General features: G+C 42.7%; 19 protein-coding genes and 1 pseudogene. 19 read left to right on the top strand and 1 reads right to left on the bottom strand.

The genetic code is table 11. The features are described from left to right. Positions 1-7: 7 nt before the first annotated feature. The 18 genes and pseudogenes from wcaK (at position 8) to ugd (ending at position 19,877) form a co-directional block, all read left to right on the top strand. Positions 8-1,288 carry a colanic acid biosynthesis pyruvyl transferase WcaK gene (wcaK, locus tag ACQG19_RS16385; protein WP_021558691.1) on the top strand — a complete coding sequence of 427 codons (1,281 nt, stop codon included), beginning with the start codon at positions 8-10 and terminating at the stop codon, positions 1,286-1,288. Further along, the gene (gene wcaL, locus ACQG19_RS16380) at positions 1,285-2,505 is read left to right on the top strand and encodes a colanic acid biosynthesis glycosyltransferase WcaL (RefSeq protein ID WP_020690194.1); all 1,221 of its coding nucleotides are present in this window, start codon (positions 1,285-1,287) and stop codon (positions 2,503-2,505) included. The genes wcaK and wcaL overlap by 4 nt, the downstream gene beginning before the upstream one ends. Before the next feature lie 12 nt (positions 2,506-2,517). Beyond that, entirely contained in the window at positions 2,518-3,909 is a 1,392-nt protein-coding gene (gene wcaM, locus ACQG19_RS16375) for a colanic acid biosynthesis protein WcaM (protein ID WP_218655974.1), read from the top strand. Positions 3,910-4,084: 175 nt separating this feature from the next. Then, a complete protein-coding gene (galF, locus tag ACQG19_RS16370) occupies positions 4,085-4,981 on the top strand; it encodes a GalU regulator GalF (RefSeq protein ID WP_013097865.1) in 897 nt (298 codons plus the stop codon). Positions 4,982-5,335: 354 nt separating this feature from the next. Further along, positions 5,336-6,409, top strand: coding sequence for a dTDP-glucose 4,6-dehydratase (rfbB, locus tag ACQG19_RS16365; RefSeq protein ID WP_246932234.1), 1,074 nt, complete (start codon positions 5,336-5,338; stop codon positions 6,407-6,409). Between the two features lie 72 nt (positions 6,410-6,481). Beyond that, entirely contained in the window at positions 6,482-7,030 is a 549-nt protein-coding gene (gene rfbC / locus ACQG19_RS16360) for a dTDP-4-dehydrorhamnose 3,5-epimerase (protein WP_205918418.1), read from the top strand. Between the two features lies 1 nt (position 7,031). Beyond that, on the top strand, positions 7,032-7,865 hold the full coding sequence (locus tag ACQG19_RS16355; RefSeq protein WP_072656536.1) for an NAD-dependent epimerase/dehydratase family protein: 834 nt from the start codon (positions 7,032-7,034) through the stop codon (positions 7,863-7,865). Positions 7,866-7,926: 61 nt separating this feature from the next. Further along, positions 7,927-8,463: a glycosyltransferase gene (locus ACQG19_RS16350; RefSeq protein WP_426725996.1), complete on the top strand. Its 537-nt coding sequence runs from the start codon at positions 7,927-7,929 to the stop codon at positions 8,461-8,463. A 1,501-nt stretch (positions 8,464-9,964) separates the two neighbouring features. Continuing rightward, positions 9,965-10,399: a glycosyltransferase family 2 protein gene (locus ACQG19_RS16345; RefSeq protein ID WP_426725995.1), complete on the top strand. Its 435-nt coding sequence runs from the start codon at positions 9,965-9,967 to the stop codon at positions 10,397-10,399. A gap of 629 nt (positions 10,400-11,028) precedes the next feature. Then, a complete protein-coding gene (locus ACQG19_RS16340) occupies positions 11,029-11,490 on the top strand; it encodes an oligosaccharide flippase family protein (RefSeq protein ID WP_426725961.1) in 462 nt (153 codons plus the stop codon). A 53-nt stretch (positions 11,491-11,543) separates the two neighbouring features. Continuing rightward, positions 11,544-12,152: an oligosaccharide flippase family protein gene (locus ACQG19_RS16335; protein WP_426725960.1), complete on the top strand. Its 609-nt coding sequence runs from the start codon at positions 11,544-11,546 to the stop codon at positions 12,150-12,152. 12 nt (positions 12,153-12,164) lie between these two features. Beyond that, positions 12,165-13,252 (top strand): annotated as a pseudogene (gene glf, locus ACQG19_RS16330) (UDP-galactopyranose mutase). Between the two features lie 284 nt (positions 13,253-13,536). Further along, on the top strand, positions 13,537-14,250 hold the full coding sequence (locus tag ACQG19_RS16325) for a hypothetical protein (RefSeq protein WP_426725959.1): 714 nt from the start codon (positions 13,537-13,539) through the stop codon (positions 14,248-14,250). A 132-nt stretch (positions 14,251-14,382) separates the two neighbouring features. After that, positions 14,383-15,297, top strand: coding sequence for a hypothetical protein (locus ACQG19_RS16320; protein ID WP_426725958.1), 915 nt, complete (start codon positions 14,383-14,385; stop codon positions 15,295-15,297). A gap of 220 nt (positions 15,298-15,517) precedes the next feature. Beyond that, complete coding sequence (locus ACQG19_RS16315) at positions 15,518-16,060, top strand: acyltransferase (protein WP_426725957.1); 543 nt, start codon at positions 15,518-15,520, stop codon at positions 16,058-16,060. Positions 16,061-16,090: 30 nt separating this feature from the next. Then, on the top strand, positions 16,091-16,960 hold the full coding sequence (gene rfbA, locus ACQG19_RS16310; protein ID WP_161646165.1) for a glucose-1-phosphate thymidylyltransferase RfbA: 870 nt from the start codon (positions 16,091-16,093) through the stop codon (positions 16,958-16,960). Positions 16,961-17,080: 120 nt separating this feature from the next. Beyond that, complete coding sequence (gndA, locus tag ACQG19_RS16305) at positions 17,081-18,487, top strand: NADP-dependent phosphogluconate dehydrogenase (RefSeq protein WP_102752688.1); 1,407 nt, start codon at positions 17,081-17,083, stop codon at positions 18,485-18,487. A gap of 223 nt (positions 18,488-18,710) precedes the next feature. Beyond that, positions 18,711-19,877 carry a UDP-glucose 6-dehydrogenase gene (gene ugd / locus ACQG19_RS16300; protein ID WP_222168779.1) on the top strand — a complete coding sequence of 389 codons (1,167 nt, stop codon included), beginning with the start codon at positions 18,711-18,713 and terminating at the stop codon, positions 19,875-19,877. 51 nt (positions 19,878-19,928) lie between these two features. On the opposite strand, the gene ACQG19_RS16295 is transcribed toward ugd, so the two are convergent. After that, entirely contained in the window at positions 19,929-20,933 is a 1,005-nt protein-coding gene (locus tag ACQG19_RS16295) for an NAD-dependent epimerase (RefSeq protein ID WP_058660573.1), read from the bottom strand. Positions 20,934-21,125: 192 nt separating this feature from the next. On the opposite strand from ACQG19_RS16295, the gene wzzB reads away from it, so the two are divergent. Further along, positions 21,126-22,106: an LPS O-antigen chain length determinant protein WzzB gene (gene wzzB, locus ACQG19_RS16290; protein WP_058660572.1), complete on the top strand. Its 981-nt coding sequence runs from the start codon at positions 21,126-21,128 to the stop codon at positions 22,104-22,106. Positions 22,107-22,132 lie beyond the last annotated feature (26 nt).

The following is a 22,132-nucleotide window of genomic DNA, read 5'->3' as shown; positions in this document are numbered from 1 at the left end:
GGCCATTATGAAATTATTAATTCTTGGCAACCATACCTGCGGCAACCGTGGCGACAGCGCCATCCTGCGCGGTTTATTGGATGCAATTAACACCCTTAAGCCTGAGACAGAAGTGGACGTGATGAGCCGTTACCCGGTCAGCTCATCCTGGTTACTGAACCGCCCGGTGATGGGCGACCCGCTCTACAGCCAGATGAAACAGCACAATAACGCTGCGGGCGTGATGGGACGCGTGAAGAAAGTGTTGCGTCGCCGCTACCAGCATCAGGTGCTGCTTTCTCGCGTAACCGACACCGGCAAGCTGCGCAACATCGCCATTGCGCAGGGCTTTACCGATTTCGTGCGTCTGCTTTCCGGCTATGACGCCATTATTCAGGTGGGCGGTTCGTTCTTCGTCGATCTCTACGGCGTGCCGCAGTTTGAGCATGCGCTCTGTACCTTTATGGCGAAGAAGCCGCTGTTTATGATTGGTCACAGCGTCGGGCCATTCCAGGAACCTCAGTTCAACCAGCTGGCAAACTATGTGTTTGGCCACTGCGATGCCCTGATTTTGCGTGAGTCAGTCAGCCTCGACATGATGAAGCGCAGCGAGATCGACACCTCGAAAGTCGAGCACGGCGTGGATACCGCGTGGCTGGTGGATCACCAGGACGACAGCTTCCAGCCGAGCTACGCGGTGCAGCACTGGCTGGACGTGGCGGCAAAACAGAAAACCGTCGCCATTACCCTGCGCGAGCTGGCACCTTTTGATAAGCGTTTAGGTACGACTCAGGCCGCCTACGAGAAGGCCTTTGCCGAGGTCGTTAACCGCGTGCTGGACAGCGGTTATCAGGTGCTGGCGCTCTCCACCTGTACCGGTATCGATAGCTACAACAAGGATGATCGCATGGTGGCGCTTAACCTGCGCCATCTGGTGAACGATCCGTCCCGGTATCACGTGGTGATGGACGAACTGAACGATCTGGAGATGGGCAAACTGCTCTCAGCCTGTGACCTGACCGTGGGTACCCGTCTGCACTCTGCCATCATCTCGATGAACTTCGGCACGCCGGCCATTGCCATCAACTATGAGCACAAGTCTGCCGGGATTATGCAGCAGCTGGGGATGCCGGAAATGGCCGTGGATATCCGTCATCTGCTGGATGGCTCGCTCGGCGCAATGGTGGGCGACACCCTTGGGCAACTGCCCGCCGTGAATGAGCGCCTGGCCGTGGCAGTGAAAGCCGAGCGCGAAAAGGGAATGGGGATGGTGAAGTCTGTGCTTGACCGCGTGCGGGAGGGGAAATGAAGGTTGGTTTCTTCTTACTGAAATTTCCACTGTCGTCTGAAACCTTTGTACTCAATCAAATCACCGCGTTTATCGATATGGGATATGACGTGGAAATTATCGCCCTGCAAAAGGGCGATACGCAAAACACCCATGCGGCGTATACCCAGTATGGGCTGGAGGCGAAAACCCGCTGGCTGCAGGATGAGCCATCCGGAAAAGTGAACAAGCTGCGCTACCGTGCCAGCCAGACTTTACGCGGGCTCCATCGCGCGTCGACCTGGCGAGCGCTGAACATCTCCCGCTATGGCGCGGAGTCGCGCAATCTGATCCTGTCGGCCATCTGTGGGCAAACGGCGCAGCCGTACCGCGCTGATGTCTTTATCGCCCACTTTGGCCCGGCAGGGGTGACCGCAGCCAAACTGCGCGAGCTGGGGGTGATTGACGGGAAGATCGCCACGATCTTCCACGGCATTGATATCTCCAGCCGTGAAGTGCTGAACCACTACACGCCGGAGTATCAGCAGCTGTTCCAGCGCGGCGACATGATGCTGCCCATCAGCGACCTGTGGGCCGGACGCCTCAAAAAGATGGGTTGCCCGGGCGAGAAAATCACCGTCTCGCGGATGGGGGTGGATTTGGCGCGCTTTACCCGACGTCCGGTCAAGGTGCCGGGTAAACCGCTGCAGATTATCTCTGTTGCCCGACTGACCGAGAAAAAAGGGCTGCATGTGGCGATTGAAGCCTGCCGCCAGCTCAAGGCGCGCGGGGTGGATTTCCGTTATCGCATACTCGGTATCGGCCCGTGGGAGCGTCGCCTGCGTACGCTTATTGAACAGTATGAGCTGGAAACGCACGTGGAGATGCCGGGCTTTAAGCCGAGCCACGAGGTGAAGGCCATGCTCGATGAAGCCGACGTGTTTCTGCTGCCGTCCGTTACGGGCGCCGATGGCGACATGGAAGGCATACCGGTGGCGCTGATGGAGGCGATGGCGGTGGGGATTCCGGTGGTATCGACGCTGCACAGCGGGATCCCGGAGCTGATCAAGTCAGACCATTCCGGCTGGCTGGTCCCCGAAAATAACGCCATGGCCCTGGCCGATCGGCTGGCCGCGTTTAGCGATATCGACCAGCAGGCGCTGGAGCCCGTGCTGCACAATGCCCGACAAAAAGTCGAGGCAGATTTTAACCAGCAGGTGATCAATCGCCAGTTAGCGAGCCTGCTGCAAACGTTGTAACGCCGAGGTTGTATGCTGAAAAAGATTACCCGACGCAGCTTTGTCTCTTCTCTTTCCGTCCTGGCGGCAATGCCGCTACTGTCGCCCCGCGTTGCGCGGGCGGCAACCGGCAAGACGGTCTCTGTAAATCAGTACAATAACAACGACTGGATCGCCGCCTTTAAGCAGGCGTTTAACGAAGGCGACACCGTCGTAGTGCCTGCAGGGCTCACCTGCAAAAACATCAACACGGGCATTTTCATTCCTGACGGCAAAACGCTGCTGATTCGCGGGGCGTTAACCGGCAATGGCCGGGGGCGCTTTGTTCTGCAGGAGGGCAGCAAAGTCATCGGTGAGGGCGAAGGCCGTACCGAAAATATTACCCTTGACGTTCGTGGCTCTGACTGTGTCATCAAAGGGCTGGCGATGAGCGGATTTGGCCCGGTAACGCAAATCTACATTGGCGGCAAAAAGCCCAGCGTGATGCGTAATCTGGTCATTGATAACATCCGCGTGAGCCAGGCCAATTACGCCATCCTGCGCCAGGGGTTTCACAACCAGGTGGATGGTGCCCGCATCACCAACAGCAAATTCAGCCACCTGCAGGGCGATGCGATCGAGTGGAATGTGGCCATCAATGACCGCAATATTCTGATCTCCGACCATGTGATCGACAACATCAACTGCACCAACGGTAAGATTAACTGGGGGATTGGTATTGGCCTTGCGGGCAGTACCTACGACAACGACTACCCGGAAAAACAGACCGTGAAGAACTTTGTGGTTGCCAATATCACCGGCAGCAACTGCCGCCAACTGGTGCACGTTGAGAACGGTAAACACTTTATTATCCGCAATATTAAGGCCAAAAATATTACGCCTGATTTCAGTAAAAAGGCGGGAATAGACAATGCTACGGTAGCAATTTATGGCTGTGATAATTTCGTTATTGATAATGTCGATATGGTCAATAGTGCCGGAATGTTAATCGGTTACGGCGTGATTAAAGGTGACTACCTGTCGATTCCGCAGAACTTCAAGCTTAACCATATTCGTCTGGATAATAGCCAGCTTGCCTATAAGCTGCGCGGCATACAAATTTCATCCGGTAATGCGACCTCGTTTGTGGCCATCACCAACGTCGACATGCAGCGCGCGACGCTTGAACTGCATAACAAACCTCAGCACCTTTTCTTACGCAATATCAACGTAATGCAGGAAGCAGCAATCGGACCCGCGCTGAAGCTGAACTTCGACCTGCGTAAGGATGTGCGGGGTAAGTTTATGGCGAAAGACGAGACGTTGCTGTCACTGGCAAACATCAAAGCAGTGAATGAGAAAGGGCAGAGCTCGGTGGATATTGACCGGGTGGATCAGCATGTGGTGAATACGGAACGGCTGAATTTTGCGCTGCCGCACAGATAATCGTCAGTGGGCTTTTTGCGACTATTCCTGGCACGGAATCGCATTCTATTCAGATTACAACTACTGTAATTTGTGGTGCTAAGGCGTAATATCATTACAGGATTACGGCAAATCATACTGGCGAAAACAGGTTTAAGAGCTATAATTCGTCAACCATTTTAAGGTGGAAGAAATAATGATTAATTTGAAAGCAGTCATTCCGGTAGCCGGACTGGGCATGCATATGCTGCCAGCCACAAAAGCCATTCCTAAAGAGATGCTACCGATCGTCGACAAGCCGATGATTCAATACATCGTCGACGAGATTGTTGCTGCAGGGATCAAAGAAATCGTTCTGGTTACGCACTCGTCCAAGAATGCGGTTGAAAACCACTTCGACACCTCTTACGAACTCGAAGCGCTGCTGGAGCAGCGTGTTAAACGCCAACTGCTGGCGGAAGTGCAGTCCATTTGTCCTCCTGGCGTGACCATCATGAACGTGCGTCAGGCGCAGCCGCTGGGCCTGGGCCACTCCATCCTGTGTGCTCGCCCTGTTGTTGGCGACAACCCGTTCATCGTGGTCCTGCCGGATATCATCATTGATACCGCTTCTGCGGATCCGCTGCGCTACAACCTGGCGGCGATGGTGGCGCGTTTCAACGAAACAGGCCGCAGCCAGGTGCTGGCGAAACGCATGAAAGGCGATCTGTCCGAGTACTCTGTTATCCAGACTAAAGAAGCGCTGGAGACAGAAGGGCAGGTGAGCCGCATCGTTGAGTTTATCGAAAAACCGGATCAGCCGCAGACGCTGGATTCTGACCTGATGGCGGTTGGTCGTTATGTCCTGAACGCAGATATCTGGGCCGAGCTGGAAAAAACCGAGCCAGGCGCCTGGGATCGTATCCAGTTGACCGATGCGATTGCCGAGCTGGCGAAGAAGCAGTCTGTTGACGCGATGCTGATGACCGGTGAGAGCTACGACTGCGGTAAGAAGCTGGGCTACATGCAGGCGTTTGTGAACTATGGGCTGCGCAACCTGAAGGAAGGGGCGAAGTTCAGAAGCCGGATTGAGAAGTTGCTAGCTAACGACTGATTTTTTCTTACTTGATTTGCACAAGCGGCAGTCATCATTTGGGTATGTTGAAACATAACCAAAATGGTAGCTGCCGTTTTTTGTTATTAATTCTAATGATAACATGGATTTATCTGATTTAAATCTGGTCAGATTTGTAACGATTTGTGCTTGTTTCTGAGGTCGTTTAGGACGACAATTAACGGCAGTTTTTGTCTGAATCCAGACCAGAAAAATCATTTATTCAAACTTCGCTCAGTGCACTGGTAGCTGTTAAGCCAGGGGCGGTAGCGTGCAAAATTTCTGAAGCCGATATTAATTACCCGGTATCAGAACGCCAATATCTCGACAAATTCAATAGACGGAACAGATCACGTGAAAATTCTTGTGACGGGCGGGGCCGGCTTTATCGGCTCAGCAGTGGTACGACATATTATTAAAAATACCCAGGATGAAGTCGTCAATGTGGATAAACTGACGTATGCCGGTAACCTTGAGTCGCTTACCGAAGTGAGTGATAGCGCCAGATATGTCTTTGAGCATGCGGACATTTGCGACAAGAATGCTATGGATCGTATCTTTGCTGAGCATAAGCCGGATGCCGTTATGCACCTGGCGGCTGAGAGTCATGTCGATCGTTCCATCACCGGCCCGGCCGCGTTTATTGAAACCAATATCGTCGGTACCTATGTATTGCTCGAAGCGGCTCGTGCTTACTGGTCCACTTTAGATGATGTAGCGAAGAAGGCGTTTCGTTTCCATCATATCTCCACCGATGAAGTTTATGGCGATCTGCCGCACCCGGACGAGCATCCGGCTTCTACCGATCTGCCGCTCTTTACCGAAACCACAGCTTATGCGCCAAGCAGCCCGTATTCTGCTTCAAAAGCCTCCAGCGACCATCTGGTTCGTGCCTGGCTGCGTACCTATGGGTTCCCGACCATCGTCACTAATTGCTCCAATAACTACGGCCCGTATCATTTCCCTGAGAAACTGATCCCGCTGGTCATCCTGAATGCGCTCGATGGCAAACCACTGCCAATTTATGGCAAAGGTGACCAGATCCGCGACTGGTTGTATGTTGAAGATCATGCGCGTGCGCTCTACACCGTCGTAACCCAGGGTAAGCCGGGTGAGACTTATAATATTGGCGGAAATAACGAGAAACAAAATCTCGATGTAGTATATACGATTTGCGACATACTAGACGAGATTGTGCCAAAGGCTTCTTCCTATCGTGAGCAGATTATCTTTGTAGCAGATAGACCAGGTCATGACAGGCGTTATGCCATAAATGCCAAGAAAATTGCACGCGATCTAAACTGGAAGCCCCAGGAAACTTTTAATAGTGGAATCCGTAAAACTATAGAGTGGTATTTGCTAAATACTGAATGGTGTTCTCGTGTTCAGGACGGTAGCTATAAGCGAGAACGTATAGGTCTTTTATAACTCTATATCGTCACAGTAAATTAGCGTAGCTGAAAAGCAAAATTGAAATTTATTAATATCTTGAGTGTTATTATGAAAATTGTAGAAACTCCTTTGGATGGCTTGGTTTTGATCGAACCCACCGTTTTTGGTGATGCACGTGGTTATTTTTACGAAATGTACCACAGAAGAGCCTATCAAAATGCCGGAATTGATGTCGAATTTGTGCAAGATAATCGTTCAGCATCCCAACAAGGAGTTTTGCGAGGACTTCATTTTCAGAAAAAAAATCCTCAGGGTAAATTGGTTACAGCGTTGCGAGGTGAGGTTTTTGACGTCGCAGTAGATATACGTCCTAATTCTTCCACGTTTGGACAACACTATAGTGTGATATTGAGTGAAGATAATAAACTCCAGATGTATATCCCACCTGGCTTTGCACATGGATTTGCTGTACTCAGTGATTATGCCGAGTTCTACTATAAATGCACTACATACTATGATCCAGAAAGTGAATCCGGGATCTCCTGGAATGATGAAACAATTGCTATAGACTGGCCTATCAAAAAACCTATCCTATCTGCAAAGGATAAAATATTAGGTAGCTTCCAGGATTATAAAAATATGCTGGAGAATAAGTAATATGGCAAAGTACACTATTATTGGCGGGAATGGTTTTGTGGGGCGGGCTATTTGTCAGGAACTCGATAAAAGGGGGCTAACCTATGATGTCATAGGTAGAAATGATTGTCTCAAAGAAAACTCTCAGCTGGATAAAATTATTTATTGTGCTGGTAATGGTGATTGCAATAATAGCCCTTATGATGTATTTGAAGCAAACACCAATTTGTTGGTTAAAATTCTAAAATCTACAAACTTCAATAGGATGGTGTATTTATCATCTACACGTTTATATATGAATAATGATTGTTCAACTGAGAAGAGTGATTTGATTGTTGGTTTTAATGATAATCGAAGACTTTTCAATTTAACAAAACTGGCCGCTGAAGAAATGCTTTTGCGAAGTAATAAAGATATTGTTATACTCAGGCCAAGTAATATTTATGGAACTGCACTCAAGAGCCCACTTTTTCTCCCATCAATCATCAAAGATGCTCTTATAAAGAGGGAGGTTAATATGTATGTTGATAAACTTTACGCTAAAGATTACGTTTCGGTTGGTAATGTTGCTGAGGCTGCGATATTCTTCAGTGAACTTCATCATTCTGATAATAAAATAATTAATATAGCATCAGGCAAAAATGTTTCTGCAAATGAAATTGCGAGTATTTTAGAAAAAGAAACAGGATGTATGATAAACTGGCACACTAAAACTACAGCCCAAGAGAGCTTTCCTATAACAGATAATAAAACTTTCAGACAATCTATCCCTGAATTGAAAATTGATGATGTGATCGAAGATATGAAGGAAATGATTTTCCAATTTAAAGAAAGTATTAATAAGGGGATTGTGTGAGAATTTGTGCGGTAGTGGTAACCTTTAATAGAAAACAGTTGTTAATTTTCATCTAAATTCAATTATTTCTCAACGTGATGCGGTTTTAAACAAGATAATTATTATTGATAACGCATCAACAGATGGAACAGAAAATTATCTACACGAAAAGGGCATGTTCGGGAATAATAATAATATTGAAGTTGAATATGTCAGATTACAGTCTAACCTTGGCGGTGCTGGTGGCTTTAATAAAGGGTTGTCAATTGCATTTGATCAGCAATATGATTATTGCTGGGTGATGGATGATGATGGCTATCCAGATGAAAACTGCCTCCATCAAATGTTAAAGTATACTAATAGTTATGATTTTTTAAGTCCACTCGTTTTAAATGAATTAGATCATAGTAAACTCAGTTTTGGAATCGATGGCAATACCTCACGTTCCGATATCGAAGAAAAATACAAAAACACACAATTGATTGAAGGTAAAGCCAATCCTTTTAATGGTGTCATTTTTAGTAAAAAAATGTTGACGAAATCAGTTTACCGAAATCAGATATGTTTATTTGGGGAGATGAAAATGAATATCAACAACGAGCCCTACAGGCAGGAATGAAGATTGCAACAGTTAAAGATGCATTCCATTTTCATCCAGAAAATAGAGTGAAATATAAAATTATCTTTGGCAAATTCAAAGTCAATCTGCCAGAGGGAGAGTTAAGACAATATTGTTATTTTAGAAATTATACTTATATTCTTAAAAAATATTGGATCAGGTATAAGTTTACTTAAATGGTTCATTAAGTATTTCTGCTTATTTATCTTAACACTGGATATTAAAGGTCTGGTACTGTATATGAGAGCCATATTCATGCATTTACAGAAACGACTTTTCTCATCACCGGGAATATTTAAAATAATAATAGCAATAGAATGCTATCATATCGCTTCTGATGGTGTTTTGTTATTTTCTTTATAAGGATGTTAGACATCCTGGGTTTATATTTCTTTCAGTTTGGTTTTGTGTCTGTGCTATAAATGCTGGGTTTATAAATTACATTGAAATTAGTAGCGAGTCATATATATATATTGTTACTATGCTTTTTTCATTTTCCTTAGGCACACTCTTTTTTAGAAAAAAAAACTGCGTATCGCAACAAGGATATTTAAATGAAAGAGGATTTAAATTTCTCTTTGTTTTTTCCCTCTGTATTCAAATCCTTGCAGTACTGATTTTACTGTTCGAAGCTCAAAGATTTTCTGGCGGAATTGTAAAATACGTTGGTTATCTTCGCTCTGTGCAGATGTTTCCTGATGAAGCAACATATCCTGGTTTGTTGGGAAATCAAATGATAATGAGAATAATAAAAAATAATTACTTGGTGAATTATTATTAATTCTAGCCTTGAAGACGCAGGGTATAAAAAAATGGGTTGTAATTTGCCTAGTGGCTCGCCTCATGTATGCAGGAATGATGGGGAGTCGTTGGCAAGGTGTTATGGATATACTTAGTTTAACATTTATTTACCTTGATAGGCATAAGTATCTAATCAAACCAATAATGAAATACTCTATCCTGTTCTTTATTTTTTTTATGCTGGCAGGAACTATACGAAGCACTAATGGGTTTGGTCTTGAATATTTGGTCATGTATGTTTTTGGCGGATTTCCTGCCTTTAGTGAATTACTGAAATCTAGATGCACTTTACCTACCTAATACGGCTATTTATGCAGAGCAACTATTAGGTATAGCATCGGATAATGCAATCAACATTGTGGCAGATAGCATTTGGCTTAATGATACTATCAAGACAAATACTTTTACTGCTTTTGGCGTTATGTATAAATATTACGGTGAAATCGGCTCTATAGTGTATTTTTTTGCATACGGTGCTTTGTTGAATTTCCTATACTATCGCAAGTATGAAGGTGTTCTTTATCCGGTATTGTATTATATTATTGCTCCAACAGTTTTGTTGACAGTATTTACTGAAAGTATGCTGGGTCTGCTTCCAACCATAATCAGATTGTTGTTCGTGCTGTTTTTATTGAAACTTGTTGTTAGAGTAAAACAAAATGCCTAAAGTATCTATTATTGTACCTGTTTATAATGTGGAATAGATTTAAGAAAATGTCTTGATAGCCTGGTAAATCAATCTCTGTCATCAATCGAAATTATTATTGTTAATGATGGTTCAACTGATGGGTCAGAACAAATAATTAAGGAGTTTGCATCTAGCTATACAAATATCATCCACATAACCCAAAATAACATGGGTCTTAGCGAAGCAAGAAATACTGGTGTGAGATATGCAACCGGTGATTATATTGCATTTTTGGACTCGGATGATTGGGTCGTAAATGATGCTTATAAAATACTTTACGAAAAAGCTATAAAAAATAACGACGATATCGTTTGCTGTGGCTTTTATATGGCATATGATGATTCTAATGAACTAAAAAAAGTACAGTTCAAGCAAAGAATATATCAGTGTTGCTCCTCGGGAAAAGACAAAAATTTTCAAAGATGTCAAAGTAGCTGCATGGGATAAAATTTATCGGCGGACATTTTTCATAGAGTCGAATGCGGTATATCCATCTGGCTTATGGTATGAGGATACAGCTGTGTCTGTCCCTTTGCTGTTAAAGGCATCTAAAGTTTCTGTAATCAAAGAACCTCTAGTATATTATCGACAAAGACCTGGTTCGATAACTAAACAAGCCTTGTTTAATACCAAAATATTTGACGTATATAATGTCTATGAGCAGGTTGTACTGCAGACGCTGCCACTTAAAAAAAGATCTTCCAAATGTGTATAATTATTACTTTGTCAAAAAGTGTTTGATAGATAATATCATCAGGCTTAATCGCTATAATTGCATTCATAAGTATGCTACACGGCTAAAGAATATTACGCACGATATAAATTAAGCGATATAATTACTAATGAATTGCTAACAATAAAAGAAAAAGTCAGCGCATATTCTTTCCTGTTACTGCCTTCACGAGTGTTTTCTTTTATAATAAATAAGGCTCTCAAATCATGAGACCTCTGCAAGTATTTAAAAATAAGACTGTAAATAATATAATTTCACTCAGTCTTGTACAGGGTATGAACTATATTCTTCCATTAATTACCTTACCCTATTTAGTTAGGGTGCTAACTGTTCATGATATGGTTTGCTAACTTTTAACACTGCATTTATGCAATACTTCCTGATATTTACACAATTCGGGTTTAATTATTCCGCAACACAAAGAATAGCTGAAGCTCGAGACGATAAAAAAGAGCGTAGCAGAATATTTTTTTCAGTGCTTACTGCGAAACTACTTTTCTCTATTGTTAGCTTTAGCATGTTAATTATTATAACAAATCAATTTAGTTATTTCGCAGAAGTAAAATACATTATTTGGTTGTCATTTATTGCTGTATTTGGTGATGTTCTATTCCCTATTTGGTTCTTCCAGGGCGAAGAGAAAATGAGCAATATAGCTATTGCGAATATATCCGCTAAATTGTCAACAGTACCATTCATATTTATCTTCGTAAAAGATAGTTCTGATATAGCTATTGCAGCTTTGATTATGGGTTCAGCAAATCTGATTGCTGGAATTCTAGCTCTGATAAAAATATTTAGTTGAAACGGGTTTCATTCTGCATACCTAAAATAATTCATGTTTGGATTGAGATCAAAATGTCTTGGCACTTTTTCCTATCTTCTGCTGCCATGAGTTTATATACCGTTTCTACACCGGTTCTACTGGGGGCAATATGTGGGCCATATGTACTTGGAGTATTTTCCGCTGCTGATAAATTAAGACAAGCACTTCAAGGCCTTTTAAATCCAGTTTCTCAGGCTCTATATCCTAAAATTACCCGAATGATGCGCGATCAGCCCAAGGATATTGTTTTCCGTTTTTTACGTAAATTACTGGCTATTCAGTCAACATTAGGCTTTATGGTCAGTATTATTTGTAGTATAAGCGCAGGGATTTTTATCCCCATGATTTATGGCAAGGGAGGAACTCAAGAGGTCATAATAGTTTTTCAAATTCTTTCTTGGGTACCTTTCATAGTATCGATAAGCAATGTTCTTGGTATACAAACGTTACTTACTATTGGCCATAAACGTGTTTTTAGCAAGGTTATTATAATTGGTGGGGTATTTAATATTATGCTAGTTACTCTTCTGGCATTTAATTTTCAGGCAGAAGGTGCAGCAGTAGCTAATATCAATCACCGAGGCAGTTATTACATTATGCATGATGAGTGCAATTTTTCGTTTAAATATTCCTTTATTTAAGTGGTGAGCTATATGTACGATTATATTATTGTGGGATCTGGACTTTTCGGTAGTGTTTGCGCACACGAATTACATAAAATGAATTATAAAGTCCTTGTGTTGGAAAAACGAGAACACATTGGTGGAAATATTTATACTGAAAATAACAAAGGCATTCATATTGATAAGTATGGTGCACATATATTCCATACTAATAATAAAGAAGTATGGGATTATGTAAATAAATTCGTTGAATTTAATTGCTTCACTAATTCTCCAATGGCTAAATATAAAGATAAACTCTATAACTTGCCATTTAATATGAATACTTTTTATCAACTTTGGGGAACAGTAACTCCATTTGAAGCTAAGGCTAAAATAGAATCTCAAAAAGCCGAATTAAATAATAAAACACCGGAAAATTTAGAAGAGCAAGCAATTAGTTTGGTTGGTAAGGATGTATACTGAAACGCTTATCAAAGGTTATACTGAAAAACAATGGGGTCGTAGAGCGACAGAGTTGCCTCCTTTAATTAAGCGTTTACCAGTACGTTTTACATTTGATAATAATTATTTTTCTGATAAATACCAAGGAATCCCTATTGGAGGCTATACTGGGTTGATCAAAAAATGCTTGAAGGTATTACTGTCAAGTTGAATGTTGATTATTTATCCAAGCGTGATGAGTATAATTCAATGGGGGCTACTATCATTTATACGGGCTCTATTGATGAATATTCGATTATTCATTGGGTGAGTTAGAATATAGATCATTAAAGTTTGATACAGTAGAACTTGCTGAAGAAAATTTCCAAGGGAATGCTGTGGTTAACTATACTGAAAGAGAAGTACCATTTACTCGAATCATTGAGCATAAACACTTTGACCCTGTAGAAACTGGACATACAGTTATCACTAAGGAATACCCGATGGAGTGGCGTAAAGGTATGGAAGCTTATTATCCTGTAAATGACGAAAAAAACAATCAACTTTATAAAGAATACAGGAAATTAGCAAGTAAAGAAAAAAATGTTATTTTCGGTGGTAGATTGGCAGAATATAAATATTATGATATGCATCAAGTAATTCTGTCCGCATTGCAAACAATTTCTAAGCTATAAGATAAATAATATGGATAATGTATTATTATTATGCCCAAATTTTTATAATTATCGGGAAATAATAAAGAATGAGCTTGTAAAGCAAGGCTATATTGTTCATTCATTTGATGAACGCCCCTCAAATGCAACTTTTTTCAAAATCACATTGCGATTACTAGGAGGAAAGTTCTTTTCTGTAATTACTAAAAGATATTATAGAGATATTCTCTGAGAGTATTTCTCATGTAAAATATATAAATACTATTCTTATCATAAATCCCGAAGCATTAGGAAAAGACACCCTGATGTTGCTTAAGAAGGAATATCCAGAAGCTCAAGTTGTACTTTATTTATGGGATTCACTTAAAAACAAAAAATATATATCGAGCCTTTTCGGGTTCTGTAATCGTATTTATACATTTGATTACAATGACGCGAAAAAGTTTGGTTTTACTTTTTTGCCATTGTTTTTTTCAGTGAAGCCACAAGAGATTGATAAGATAGAGAAGAAGAAAATCATTTTTATCGGTTCGGTACATAGCACGCGACTTGATATTATTTCGAAAATCCATAATATAGCCGTTAGCAATAATATTAATTTTAAATTTAATCTTTATTTCCCAAGTCGGCTCATATTCTGGTTTTCTTTTCTACGAAAAAAAAGTCTTAGGAATGATTCTTTAGATAAGGTGATTTTAAAACCTTTACCCTATGAATTCTATTTAAAGGAGATGCAATCAGCTGAGTTTGTGTTGGATGTTTCCCATCCTAAGCAATCAGGATTAACGATGCGTACTATGGAAGCTTTAGCATATAATAAGAAAATCATCACAACGAATGATAATATTAGGCATTACGACTTTTTTGATCCTAATAAACATTTTATTTTGAATGATATTAATGAAAAAAATATTATTCATTTCGTTAATACATCACAAAAAGAATGTTCTTACTCTCCATCTACGATTAATAGATATAGCATTTCAAGCTGGCTAAGAGCATTGTTGGAGCAAAAATGAATATAGTAGGCATAGGATTTTACGATGATTTTGCTCGTTTTTTTAATGCACTAAAGAAAGAAGCATGTAAGGAAAGCAACTTTTTATTATGTTACAATCTTTAGTAGCGGCTTTCTGTATGGCCTTGCGAAATTGTCTGTTTTTACTTGGTTAACACCAAGCGTATGGTGCAAATATATTGTTAATAAAAAAAAATACCTTCAATCAGCAAGAGCTAATTTTTATAAAAATATCGATCTTGCAAAAGTCGCCAAATATCATGTTACAAGTGATCCTATACATGAAAATTACTATAGAATGGTGTCTTGCGCCTATATTGATTTTGCTTATTCTTATTTGATTAGGAAGAAGGCCGATGTTCTAATCGTAAGTGGTGACTCACGAATGCAATGTGTTGCATTTATTGAAGTCGCCAAAAAATTAGATATTAAAATTTATTACTTCGAGCAAGGAGCATTTGATACAACATTTGTTGATACTGTAGGTGTTAATGCTAATTCAATTGTGCGCCAAATTGCATATTTCCCGGTTGATAAATATGTTGATCATAAAGATGTGCTAACTTTGACAATAAATAAAAATAAAAACAAGAAATTTAAACGTTTACGGTTTTTTCGTGGTATTGACAAAATAATTAATATATTTCTTATTTATTTCTTCTCCCGTAGTGAAATCACAGAGAGATTTCCCAAACCAAACCAATCGGTACAAAAAAATACATTGGCGAAGAAACCTGAAGATAAGCCATTAGTTTTGTTTGCAGCACAGGTACCGCATGATGTCAATATGATCATTCATAGCCCTGTCTTTGTTAATCATTATAATATTATAAAATTTCTTAATGAAAACGTACCAGATATATATCAAATTGTTGTACGAGAACACCCCTTATATAAGGGGCGTTATGAAAAAGAGTTTTATAATTATATTTATGAACAAGAACGCATAATTCTTGATAACACTACGCCTTTACATAGTATTATCAACAGTGCTTCACTTGTTGCCGTTAATAACTCAACTGTTGGAATTGAGTCGTCCGCTTGGTAAAAAAGAGTTTTCGTCACTGGAGCAGCGTATTATGATACATTTTGTGGAGTCTGGAGCGTTAACAATCCAGATGATGTTTATAAGCTTAAAGAAGGCGATTACGTTTTATCTGAAAGTGAGCATGAAATTTCTTTAAAAGAATTATCTATACTATTTACTGATTTTCTCTATGCTGGACATTTCAGAGATGAGGATCTGAGTTTTACAGCTGAAATTATGGATGACATCATCAATGGCGAGGTTAAAAGTGGGAAAGTTAACGTGGGTCGTCAGAGCTGAAATATATAAGCTCTTTTTTTGGAATATGAGGAATGTATTATATTTAGGTAAGCCAACCTTTTTCTATAACATTAAGAATATAATATTTGGAAAGAGATTTAGAATTTATCCGCACGCCAGAGTTGAGCTATCTAATGCCGCAAGTTGTGAGTTCGGTGATAACACGGCAATTGGTGATAACTTTCATTTAATATGCCAGTCAAAAATTCTAATCGGCAACGATTTTTTATGTTCATCCAATGTGTTTATTTCTGATACCGACCATTCATTTCAATTAAGTAGTGTGCCTTTTATTAATCAACCTTGTGTGACTAAGGATGTACACATTGGTAACAATGTCTTCTTAGGTAAAAATGTGGTGATTCTGGCTGGTACTAAACTTGGAGATAATACCATCGTTGCCGCTAATGCTGTTGTTAGAGGTAATCATCCCGATAATGTAGTTCTTGCGGGCGTTCCTGCTAAAATCATCCGCGTATTATAATTTAACATATATTATAAAAGGTAGAATTAGATGAAAGGAATTGTACTAGCCGGAGGTTCCGGCACTAGGTTATATCCTCTTACCAAAGCGGTATCAAAACAATTATTACCAATTTATGATAAACCCATGGTTTATTATCCGATATCAGTTTTGATGCTGGCAGGTATACGTGAAATTATTATTATTACTACTCCTGAAGATTGTGATTTATTTCACCGCCTGCTAGGCGATGGATCTCAATTTGGTGTTAGCTTTACTTACGTAATACAAAAATCACCAGATGGTTTAGCTCAATCTTTTATATTGTCTGAACAGCATATTTTAAATGAAAAATGCGCATTAGTTCTCGGGGATAATATTTTCTTTGGGCAAAGTTTTGGTCGTAAACTCGAAAATGTCGCTGAAAATAATGATGGTGCTACCGTATTTGCGTATCAAGTACTGGATCCTCAGCGGTTCGGTGTGGTTGAGTTCGATGCTGATTTTAAAGCTATTAGTATTGAAGAAAAACCTAAAAAACCCAAATCCGATTGGGCAATAACTGGCTTGTACTTCTATGATGAAAATGTTGTCGATTATGCTAAAACAGTAAGACCTTCAGCGAGGGGCGAGTTAGAAATCACATCATTAAACGAAATCTATCTTAATGAAAATAAACTATCAGTAGAAATTCTTGGACGTGGATTTGCCTGGTTAGATACCGGTACACATGATAGTCTGATTGAGGCATCGCAATTTGTTAACACCATTGAAAAAAGACAAGGATTTAAAATTGCTTGTTTGGAAGAAATTGCTTATAGAAAAAATTGGTTAACCGCTGAAGAAGTACTCAAATCTGCACATTCAATGGGTAAAACCCAATATGGTCAGTATTTATTGGATCTTGTTTCCAAAAGTTAACTATTTTATCCTTGCATGCCTTATGTTTAAGCACGGATTTTCTTTGCTTTATTCTTGAGCTACAATTTAAAGATTGTATGTAACAGATTAATAAGCAACCACACCTGACAGGAGTAAGTAATGTCCAAGCAACAGATCGGCGTAGTCGGTATGGCAGTGATGGGGCGCAACCTGGCGCTCAACATCGAAAGCCGTGGTTATACCGTCTCCGTTTTCAACCGCTCCCGTGATAAGACCGAAGAAGTCATCGCTGAGAATCCGGGTAAGAAACTGGTTCCTTTCTATACGGTTAAAGAGTTTGTTGAATCTCTGGAAACGCCTCGTCGTATCCTGTTAATGGTGAAAGCGGGCGCAGGTACCGATGCAGCCATCGATTCCCTGAAACCTTATCTGGAAAAAGGCGACATCATTATTGATGGCGGCAACACCTTCTTCCTGGACACTATTCGTCGTAACCGTGAACTCTCTGCTGAAGGTTTCAACTTCATCGGTACCGGTGTATCCGGTGGTGAAGAGGGCGCGCTGAAAGGCCCATCTATCATGCCTGGCGGCCAGAAAGAAGCGTATGAACTGGTTGCGCCAATCCTGACCAAAATCGCTGCGGTTGCGGAAGATGGTGAGCCGTGTGTGACCTATATCGGTCCGGACGGTGCAGGCCACTATGTTAAGATGGTTCACAACGGCATCGAATACGGCGATATGCAGCTGATTGCTGAAGCCTACTCTCTGCTGAAGGGTGGCCTGAACCTCTCCAACGAAGAACTCGCAGAGACCTTCACCGAGTGGAACAAAGGCGAGCTGAACAGCTATCTGATCGACATCACCAAAGATATCTTCACGAAGAAAGATGAAGAGGGTAAATACCTGGTCGATGTGATTCTTGACGAAGCGGCGAACAAAGGTACCGGCAAATGGACCAGCCAGAGCTCTCTGGACCTGGGCGAACCGCTGTCTCTGATCACCGAATCCGTATTCGCTCGCTACATCTCTTCTTTGAAAGATCAGCGCGTTGCTGCTTCCAAAGTGCTGTCTGGTCCGCAGGCTAAACCAGCTGGTGACAAAGCGGAATTCGTTGAGAAGGTGCGTCGTGCTCTGTACTTGGGCAAAATCGTCTCTTACGCGCAAGGTTTCTCTCAGTTGCGCGCGGCTTCTGACGAAAACAACTGGGATCTGAACTACGGTGAAATCGCGAAGATCTTCCGTGCAGGTTGCATCATCCGCGCCCAGTTCCTGCAGAAAATCACCGATGCCTATGCTGAAAATGCAGGTATCGCGAACTTGCTTCTGGCACCTTACTTTAAGAAGATTGCTGACGAATACCAGCAGGCGTTGCGTGATGTGGTTGCATACGCTGTACAGAATGGTATTCCTGTGCCGACCTTCTCCGCTGCAGTGGCGTACTACGACAGCTATCGCGCTGCCGTACTGCCTGCCAACCTGATCCAGGCGCAGCGTGACTACTTCGGTGCGCATACGTATAAACGTACAGATAAAGAAGGTGTGTTCCATACCGAATGGATGGAATGAAGTAACGCTTTGTAATCACAACCCGGAGCTTGTCTCCGGTTTTTTTTTACGCGAAATCTGGCTCCTGATATTCGAAGTAGTCTGAATGTCATCCTGAGTACAGGGATTACTCCTGGTTTGCCTTGACAGTTCCGTTGGCCTGGAGGTACAAAGCCCAACAGTCATGTTTATCGCGATGGTCTGGCGGCCATCACTACAGTTAACTCACAGAAGTCATTAGCGAATGAAAATAACAATCTCCGGAACAGGCTATGTTGGACTCTCGAACGGTATTCTGATTGCCCAGAACCATGAAGTGGTTGCGCTGGATATCGTGCAGTCCAAAGTGGATATGCTCAACCAGAAGAAATCGCCAATTGTTGACAAAGAAATCCAGGATTATCTTACTCATAAAGAACTGAATTTCCGCGCCACTACGGATAAAGAAGATGCCTACCGCGATGCGGATTACGTCATCATTGCCACTCCTACCGACTACGATCCGAAAACGAATTACTTCAACACATCCACTGTAGAAGCGGTCATTAAAGACGTTATCGCAATCAACCCGAACGCGGTAATGGTGATTAAGTCAACCATTCCGGTAGGTTTCACTAAATCCATCAAAGAAGAGTTGGGCATCGATAACGTCTTCTTCTCGCCAGAGTTCCTGCGCGAGGGCAGGGCGTTATACGATAACCTGCATCCTTCCCGTATCGTGATTGGTGAGCGTTCTGAACGTGCTGAGCGCTTTGCTGCCCTACTGCAGGAAGGCGCCATCAAGAAAGATATTCCGGTACTGTTTACCGACTCCACTGAAGCGGAGGCGATTAAGCTTTTCGCCAATACCTACCTGGCAATGCGTGTCGCTTACTTCAACGAACTGGACAGCTACGCAGAGAGCCTGGGGTTAAATACCCGCCAGATTATCGAAGGTGTTTGTCTCGATCCGCGCATTGGTAACCACTATAACAACCCGTCATTTGGCTACGGTGGTTACTGCCTGCCAAAAGATACCAAGCAGCTGCTGGCCAACTATCAGGCTGTGCCAAACAACCTGATTTCAGCCATTGTGGATGCTAACCGCACGCGTAAGGATTTCATTTCTGATTCCATCCTCGCGCGTCAGCCGAAAGTGGTGGGTGTATATCGTCTGATCATGAAGAGCGGTTCCGATAACTTCCGCGCTTCTTCCATTCAGGGGATCATGAAGCGTATTAAAGCGAAGGGTGTACAGGTCATTATTTATGAACCCGCAATGCAGGAAGATGAGTTCTTCCATTCACGTGTGATTCGCGATTTGAATGCATTCAAGCAGGAAGCGGACGTGATTATCTCTAACCGCATGGCGGAAGAGTTGGCGGATGTGGCGGATAAAGTCTATACCCGCGATCTGTTCGGTAGCGATTGATTATTTTAACGCGCGTAAAAAACCCAGCCATGTTGCCGGGTTTTTTTATTTTCAGACCTTGTAGAAAGCGCGATACCAGTCGACAAAGTTTTTCACCCCGTCTTTGACTAAAGTCTGCGGTTTAAAACCAATAACGTCATACAACGCTTTCGTGTCCGCGCTGGTTTCTAGCACGTCACCCGGTTGAATCGGCATCATGTTTTTCTCTGCTTCTTTGCCGAGTGCTTCTTCCAGCGCCGTAATGTAATCCATAAGCTCAACCGGAGAACTGTTACCAATGTTGTAAACGCGATAAGGCGCGGAACTGGTCGCCGGCGAACCGGTTTCGACAGTCCAGTTTTCATCAGCCTGAGGGATGACATCCTGTAGGCGGAGAATTGCTTCGGCGATGTCATCAATATAGGTAAAGTCGCGCTTCATCTTGCCGTAGTTATAGACATCGATGCTTTTGCCTTCGATCATTGCCTTTGTAAACTTAAACAGCGCCATGTCCGGACGTCCCCACGGGCCATACACGGTAAAGAAACGCAGGCCGGTGGTCGGCAGGTTGTACAAATGAGAGTAGGTATGCGACATCAGCTCGTTGGCTTTTTTGGTCGCCGCATACAGTGACACCGGGTGATCTACGGAGTCGTCAGTGGAGAACGGCATCTTGCGGTTCAGACCATAAACGGAGCTTGATGAGGCATACAGCAGGTGCTGTACCTTGTTATGGCGACAACCTTCCAGCACGTTAAGGTGACCGACTAGGTTAGCATCCGCATACGCGTGCGGATTTTCCAGCGAGTAGCGAACCCCTGCCTGTGCAGCCAGATGGATGACGCGATCAAACTTCTCGGTGGCAAACAGCGCTGCCATGGCTTCACGATCGGCTAACTCCATCTTGTGGAAGGTGAAATTCCCGGATTTCAGTAAATCCAGACGTGCCAGTTTGAGATTGACGTCGTAGTAGTCGTTCAGATTATCAATACCGACGACCTGGTGCCCGGCATCCAGCAAGCGTTTGCTGACATGCGATCCGATAAATCCTGCCGCGCCCGTAACCAAAAATTTCATATCTTCCTCGTTAACTCTTCGTTCTTATCGATGCCTGAGACATCAGAATTGCTATATGATAGCGCGTTGGCCGCGAGTTATATAACCCATCTTTCCGATATAACTCATCGGATTCTGATAGAAAAATCGCTGGCAACAGATACACTATGTAGACATCACTTTTTTTGCCCTTTTTCATCTGTTAGGGATTGTATGACGCAGAACAACAATACTCCGGTTAATAGCAGTAATGGTCCGGAGCAAATTGATTTACTTGATTTAGTGCTACAGCTGTGGCGTGGAAAGTGGGTAATTGGCGCTTTTGTTGCTGTTTTTATCATCATTGCGGGTATTTACATCACCGTTGCAAAAGAAAAATGGACCTCGTCCGCCATCATTTCCCAGCCGGATGCGGCGCAGATTGCCACATACGCGAATGCACTGAATATCCTTTATGGTAGTGCTGCTCCTTCAATGCAGGATATCCAAAACCGTGCCATTGGTCGTTTCAATTCCTCATTTTCTGCTTTAGCTCAGGCGCTTGAAAACCAGGAAATGCCAGAAAAGCTGACCATCGATGCAACCGTTAAAGGGCAAGCGTTGCCGTTAAGCGTCACTTATCAAGGTGAGTCAGCAGAAGCGGCACAAAAACAGCTTGCGCAGTACATCCAACAGGTGGATGAGCAAACGGCGAAGGAACTTGCTCTCGACCTCAAAGACAACATTAAGCAGCAGATCACCAGTCTGAATGACTCCCTTGAAAACCAGGAAAAAGTCGCTCAGGAGCAAAAAGATCTGCGCATTAAACAGATTTCTGAGGCGCTTAAGAACGCGGAAGCGGCGAAAATTACCACTCCGCAGATCCAGCAAACCCAGGACGTGACTCAGGAAACCATGTTCCTGTTGGGAAGCGAAGCGTTGAAATCAATGATTGATAACGAAGCGTCTCGTCCACTGGTCTTCCCTGGTGCGTATTATCAGACCAAACAAAACTTACTGGATATTGAGAAGCTAAACGTTAAGCCGGACACTATTCATGTCTATCGTTACGTCATGAAGCCGGATCTTCCTATCCGACGTGACAGCCCGAAAAAGGCCATCACGTTAATTCTGGCAGTCTTGCTCGGTGGGATTATCGGTTCAGGTGTGGTTCTCGGCCGCAACGCGTTGCGTAACTACAAACCAAAAGCCTGACTTGCAGATAAAAAAACCGGGGAAAT

This window comes from Enterobacter cloacae complex sp. 277I4, from assembly GCF_050031465.1.
Lineage (GTDB): Bacteria > Pseudomonadota > Gammaproteobacteria > Enterobacterales > Enterobacteriaceae > Enterobacter > Enterobacter cloacae.
The sequence above is the reverse complement of the archived record's forward strand: the minus strand, read 5'-3'. Positions and strand labels throughout refer to the sequence as shown.

Coding starts and splice junctions, on each gene's coding strand:
- wcaK (WP_021558691.1), top strand. CDS start 8: ATGAAATTATTAATTCTTGGCAACCATACCTGCGGCAACCGTGGCGAC.
- wcaL (WP_020690194.1), top strand. CDS start 1,285: ATGAAGGTTGGTTTCTTCTTACTGAAATTTCCACTGTCGTCTGAAACC.
- wcaM (WP_218655974.1), top strand. CDS start 2,518: ATGCTGAAAAAGATTACCCGACGCAGCTTTGTCTCTTCTCTTTCCGTC.
- galF (WP_013097865.1), top strand. CDS start 4,085: ATGATTAATTTGAAAGCAGTCATTCCGGTAGCCGGACTGGGCATGCAT.
- rfbC (WP_205918418.1), top strand. CDS start 6,482: ATGAAAATTGTAGAAACTCCTTTGGATGGCTTGGTTTTGATCGAACCC.
- ACQG19_RS16355 (WP_072656536.1), top strand. CDS start 7,032: ATGGCAAAGTACACTATTATTGGCGGGAATGGTTTTGTGGGGCGGGCT.
- ACQG19_RS16335 (WP_426725960.1), top strand. CDS start 11,544: ATGTCTTGGCACTTTTTCCTATCTTCTGCTGCCATGAGTTTATATACC.
- ACQG19_RS16325 (WP_426725959.1), top strand. CDS start 13,537: ATGTTGCTTAAGAAGGAATATCCAGAAGCTCAAGTTGTACTTTATTTA.
- ACQG19_RS16315 (WP_426725957.1), top strand. CDS start 15,518: ATGACATCATCAATGGCGAGGTTAAAAGTGGGAAAGTTAACGTGGGTC.
- rfbA (WP_161646165.1), top strand. CDS start 16,091: ATGAAAGGAATTGTACTAGCCGGAGGTTCCGGCACTAGGTTATATCCT.
- gndA (WP_102752688.1), top strand. CDS start 17,081: ATGTCCAAGCAACAGATCGGCGTAGTCGGTATGGCAGTGATGGGGCGC.
- ugd (WP_222168779.1), top strand. CDS start 18,711: ATGAAAATAACAATCTCCGGAACAGGCTATGTTGGACTCTCGAACGGT.
- ACQG19_RS16295 (WP_058660573.1), bottom strand. CDS start 20,933: ATGAAATTTTTGGTTACGGGCGCGGCAGGATTTATCGGATCGCATGTC.
- wzzB (WP_058660572.1), top strand. CDS start 21,126: ATGACGCAGAACAACAATACTCCGGTTAATAGCAGTAATGGTCCGGAG.